The organism is Corynebacterium sp. HMSC076C10, from assembly GCF_001812455.1.
In the GTDB taxonomy this organism is placed as follows: domain Bacteria; phylum Actinomycetota; class Actinomycetes; order Mycobacteriales; family Mycobacteriaceae; genus Corynebacterium; species Corynebacterium jeikeium_D.
Genome location: NZ_KV809123.1, coordinates 1 through 4,358, shown reverse-complemented (window position 1 = coordinate 4,358; position 4,358 = coordinate 1). Strand labels below are relative to the sequence as shown.

Sequence of the window (4,358 nt, the reverse complement as noted above, 5' to 3'; positions counted from 1 at the left end):
TCATAAACTCGCACAGTTTCACATTTGCAGCCCGCATTCATGGGTTAATCAACAAACTTGGCGGCAGCCAACAGCAGATACACGTCCGATACCGCCACAACTAGCCCCCCCCCGCCACCCCGACTACGCCTTGTCCAGCCACTCTTGAGCGACCAACTCAGGGCTGGCGCCACCAGCCACAGCCCGGGTCATCAGCTTTAAGTCCTCAGTGCTCAGCGAACCCGCTATCTCATTGAGCACGCGGACTCGATCATCTCGGTCCAGCGCTGGCTTGACGTAGAAAGGCACAAGCCATTGCGGCAAGTCAGCCCCAGCATTGTCGGCTGACACATCTGCGCAGCCCTGTGCCATGCCCGCGTCGGTGGCCATAACTTCACCCGGCAGCGACCGCGATAAAGCGTCGTAAACGCGGTCGCGCCACTCGCCGCTGAACTGCTTGTCCGGGGTGGAGTCGTCGGCGTATTCCTCCGCCAGTGAAGCCGCCGACGCAGGGTCGCTCAGGCCGAGTAGCTCACCTGTGCATCCGAAGGAGACCAGGACCGCTTCATTGCGTACGGCCCGCAACCGGTCGTCAGCATTGCGAATGCCGACGACCTCCGCTTGCCGCCCTATTCTCTCGAAGCTTTGCGCATACACGTACGCAAGAGCTGCTTGCTCAGGGTTGCGTAGGTCTGCCCCGACAGTCACTACCGCCTCCTGCTCGGGAGGAACGGGCATCTGCGGATCCAAATCAGAACATGCGGCAAGACCGAACCCCGTCGCCCCAGTGACCAATGCCAGGGCGGTAAAAGTGCACGCAGTAGCCGTGGAGCTACCCTTGCACCCCATTGAGCGGATGCGAAAGTGGAACCCGGCGTTCGCACGTCTAAAATCAATCATCGACACCAGCGTAACCTACGAACGGATTGTGAGGTCACCCAGAATGGGCGAAGAGAAAAGCCGCAACATCAGCGCTTCGGCGAAGGCTCGCAATCCGCGAACTAGCTCGGCCAGTCAAAGCCAAAAACCGTCGGCCACAGCAAAACCCGGTAAAACCGCTCGGGCGACGAATGCGGCTAAATCCGCAGCGAAGTCGGCTGTCTCGAAGGTGACGCGCACCAACGGCTCGTCGTCAAGCACAGGAACAGGACAGTCGAGGGCGGTGCGCGATGCCCTGCGCGATTGCGGCGTCTACATCGGTGGCAAGCGTTTGCCCGGCACCTACGACCACTTCTCCGGGCTGTCCGAGGTACGGAATTTTGGCGAGGGCTTCACGTGGCTATCGTTGTCGCGCCCCAACGCGACACAGATGGACGCCATCGCCGAGCTTTACGGGCTGGATGAGCTGACGGTGGAGGACGCACTGACTAACCGCCAGCGTCCCAAGATTGAGATCCACGATGATCACGTGGTTTTTGTAATTCGCTCGATTCATTACTCCCCGGAAGGTCTCGCGGATGACGAAAATGAGATCATTCGCTCCGGCCAGCTGATGATTGTCATCGGCCCGGAGTACGTCATCACCATTCGCATGGGCATGCCGAGCTCGGATATGCAGCGCATTAGCGCACGCGTGGAGAACACCACCGACGCCATCGACTACGGCCCCGCGGGCGTGCTTTGGGCGCTGACGGACAACCTCGTCGACGCGTACCTGCGCATCGCGATGCAGCTGGAAGATCGCGTGGAGATCATGGAAGACGAAGTCTTCGAGCCGAACTTGGATTCGGATATTGAGGACATTTACATCCTCAAACGAGAGATCCTGGAGATGCGCCACGCGATCGATCCGCTGACACCGGCGCTGCGCTCCCTGATGAATCTGCGGGAAGACATCATGCCTAAGGACGTCAGCCGTTACCTTTCCGATGTGCTCGACCACCAGCTCGCCGCCGCGGACCTCGTCTCCGGACTCGACGAACGACTCTCCGCCCTCATCGACGCCGCCGCCGTGAAAATCCAGCTGCAGCAGAACCAGGATATGCGTACCATCTCGGCGTACGCGGCTATTCTCGCCGTCCCGACCGCCCTGGCCGGCATCTACGGCATGAACTTCGACCACATGCCCGAGCTGCACTGGGAGTACGGCTACTTCATCGTCCTCGCCATCATGTTCGCCATCGTGGCGTTTTTGGTGTGGGTCCTGCGCCGCAACAAGTGGCTATAGGCTCTGCTTCTGGCAGGCATCGCTTTACGACGGATACAGCAACCTACCCGCGGTTCCCACCGAGCGCCCGCTGCGCCAACAGGTCACGGGCCCGCTCGGCATTGCGGGGATTGCACAGGACGTCGTAGCGACGGGCAACAATCTCCGTAGTGCTCGAGAAATCCCGCTTGCCGTTTTGCATTGCGTACGGAACTGCGGCCAGCACGATGCCGAAGATGGCGCCCATACCGAGGCCAACAATCAGCGGGCTCACCCAATCTTCCTGGAAAAGCCCCAGAATCAGGCCGAAGAACAGGCCCATCCACAGGCCGTACAGTGCGCCGCCGCCGAGCACCTTCGGCCAGGTCAGCCTGCCGACTACGCGCTCCACCTGCATCAGGTCAACACCGACGATGGTGAGGTCGGAAACCGGGAACTCATCGCGATCACTGAGCGAATCCACCGCCGCCTGCGCGTCGGAGTAGTTGGTGAAACTGCCCACCGGCCACCCCTCGGGCACCTGGCGCTGAGGCAACCGGGACTTCATGCTCTGTTCCCGGCCGCTCCCCCAACCGCTGCCCGCTTCCCCATTTGCCATCGGTACTCTCACCGTTCCCTTGCAGTTGTTGTCACAGTAAATGGTGACTCAGTTGCTGAAAATATTGCTAAAACTATCGCTATAAAGCGTTCTATCAAGGACAACGTCTGACGGTTGGCAATTGTTCCGCCGTCTGGTCCACCGCCCATTCCACCGCCACCGCGCTTGCCGGAGGGGTTGGTCGCTGTGACCGTCGTAAAGCGGCAAATTACTGATTTTGTCAGTAGTTCTTTGTCTTGCGGGGTCTCACGATAAGATTCACTACATAATGTCTACGATTACTGAAGCTGAAGTTCGCACCGCCCTGGCGCAGGTCGAAGATCCTGAGGTACGTCGCCCGATTACCGAGATTGGCATGGTCAAGTCCATCTCGGTGGCGGACAACAATGACGTGGCCGTGGAGATTTACCTCACCATTGCCGGTTGCCCCATGAAAAACACCATCATCGAGCGCACTGAAGAGGCGCTGAACGGTATCGAGGGCGTTGGCAACGTCACCGTCACCACCGATGTGATGAATGACGAGCAGCGCCGCGAGTTCCGCAACGCCGTCCGCGGCACCGCCTCCGAGCCGGTGATCCCATTCGCCCAGCCGGACTCCCGCACCCGCGTGTTCGCCGTCGCCTCCGGTAAGGGTGGCGTCGGTAAGTCCTCCGTGACCGTGAACCTCGCCGCCGCGCTGGCCGCGAAGGGCCTTTCTGTCGGTGTCCTCGATGCCGACGTCTACGGACACTCCATCCCGCACATGATGGGCTCCGAGGAAAAGCCGCACCAGGTCGACGACATGATCATGCCTCCGCAGGCGCACGGCGTGTCACTGATTTCTATCGGACACTTCGTCGACGACAACGCACCGGTTGTCTGGCGTGGGCCAATGCTGCACCGCGCTATCCAGCAGTTCCTCGCGGACGTGTTCTGGGGCGACCTGGACGTCCTGCTTTTCGACCTGCCCCCGGGAACCGGCGACATCGCCATCTCCGTGGCGCAGCTCGTGCCGAACGCTGAGCTGCTGATTGTTACTACCCCGCAGATGGCCGCCGCCGAGGTCGCAGAGCGCGCCGGCACCATTTCGCTGCAGACCCGCCAGCGCATCGCCGGTGTCATCGAGAACATGAGCTGGATGGAAATGCCCGACGGCTCCAAGATGGAGGTCTTCGGCGCAGGTGGCGGCGAGACCGTTGCCCGTCGTCTTACCCAGATCACCGGCGGAAAGGTCGAGCTGCTCGGCCAGGTGCCGCTGGACACAGAGCTACGCGAAGGCGGCGACAAGGGCACCCCGATTGTCCTGTCCAAGCCGGATTCGGGCGCGGGCGAGGCCCTGAACGCCATCGCTGACAAGCTGGTTGTTCGTCGCGAGTCGCTCGCAGGCAAGTCGCTCGGCTTGGGCGTGACTCCGAAGTAAGCCTCCGCTTTACGACGATCACAGCGACGCCCCCTCCCCGGTATTTCGGTGCCGAGAAGGGGGCGTCTGCTTTTGCGGCTGCGGTGTCTGGGGCGTATGTGTTGCTCGTGGTGTTTTCGGTGGTGCGAGCGGTGTATCCGCCGAAGCGGCTGCGTGCACTTACTGACTAGGTTTATGACACTTTCGTGGCAAAATTTGTGCGGTAGGGTCAGGCGGTGAATGCATCACCACTT

4 protein-coding genes are annotated in these 4,358 nt (G+C 60.9%); 2 read left to right on the top strand and 2 right to left on the bottom strand.

Annotated elements, in window-relative coordinates:
* Window positions 1-123: 123 nt before the first annotated feature.
* The gene (locus tag HMPREF2857_RS05765; RefSeq protein ID WP_070643095.1) at window positions 124-879 is read right to left on the bottom strand and encodes a type 2 periplasmic-binding domain-containing protein; all 756 of its coding nucleotides are present in this window, start codon (window positions 877-879) and stop codon (window positions 124-126) included.
* Window positions 880-922: 43 nt separating this feature from the next.
* Between HMPREF2857_RS05765 and HMPREF2857_RS05760 the strand changes: the two genes are divergently transcribed.
* Window positions 923-2,146 carry a magnesium and cobalt transport protein CorA gene (locus tag HMPREF2857_RS05760; protein ID WP_016422415.1) on the top strand — a complete coding sequence of 408 codons (1,224 nt, stop codon included), beginning with the start codon at window positions 923-925 and terminating at the stop codon, window positions 2,144-2,146.
* A gap of 43 nt (window positions 2,147-2,189) precedes the next feature.
* Here HMPREF2857_RS05760 and HMPREF2857_RS05755 read toward each other — a convergent pair whose 3' ends face one another.
* Entirely contained in the window at window positions 2,190-2,672 is a 483-nt protein-coding gene (locus tag HMPREF2857_RS05755) for a YflT domain-containing protein (RefSeq protein WP_042388577.1), read from the bottom strand.
* 319 nt (window positions 2,673-2,991) lie between these two features.
* Here HMPREF2857_RS05755 and HMPREF2857_RS05750 point away from each other — a divergent pair, with 319 nt between their 5' ends.
* Complete coding sequence (locus tag HMPREF2857_RS05750; protein ID WP_049193006.1) at window positions 2,992-4,125, top strand: Mrp/NBP35 family ATP-binding protein; 1,134 nt, start codon at window positions 2,992-2,994, stop codon at window positions 4,123-4,125.
* The last annotated feature ends 233 nt before the right edge of the window (window positions 4,126-4,358 follow it).

Bases quoted from the DNA above. Each gene is read 5' to 3' on its own strand.
- HMPREF2857_RS05760 (WP_016422415.1), top strand. From the start codon at position 923: ATGGGCGAAGAGAAAAGCCGCAACATCAGCGCTTCGGCGAAGGCTCGC.
- HMPREF2857_RS05765 (WP_070643095.1), bottom strand. From the start codon at position 879: ATGATTGATTTTAGACGTGCGAACGCCGGGTTCCACTTTCGCATCCGC.
- HMPREF2857_RS05755 (WP_042388577.1), bottom strand. From the start codon at position 2,672: ATGAAGTCCCGGTTGCCTCAGCGCCAGGTGCCCGAGGGGTGGCCGGTG.
- HMPREF2857_RS05750 (WP_049193006.1), top strand. From the start codon at position 2,992: ATGTCTACGATTACTGAAGCTGAAGTTCGCACCGCCCTGGCGCAGGTC.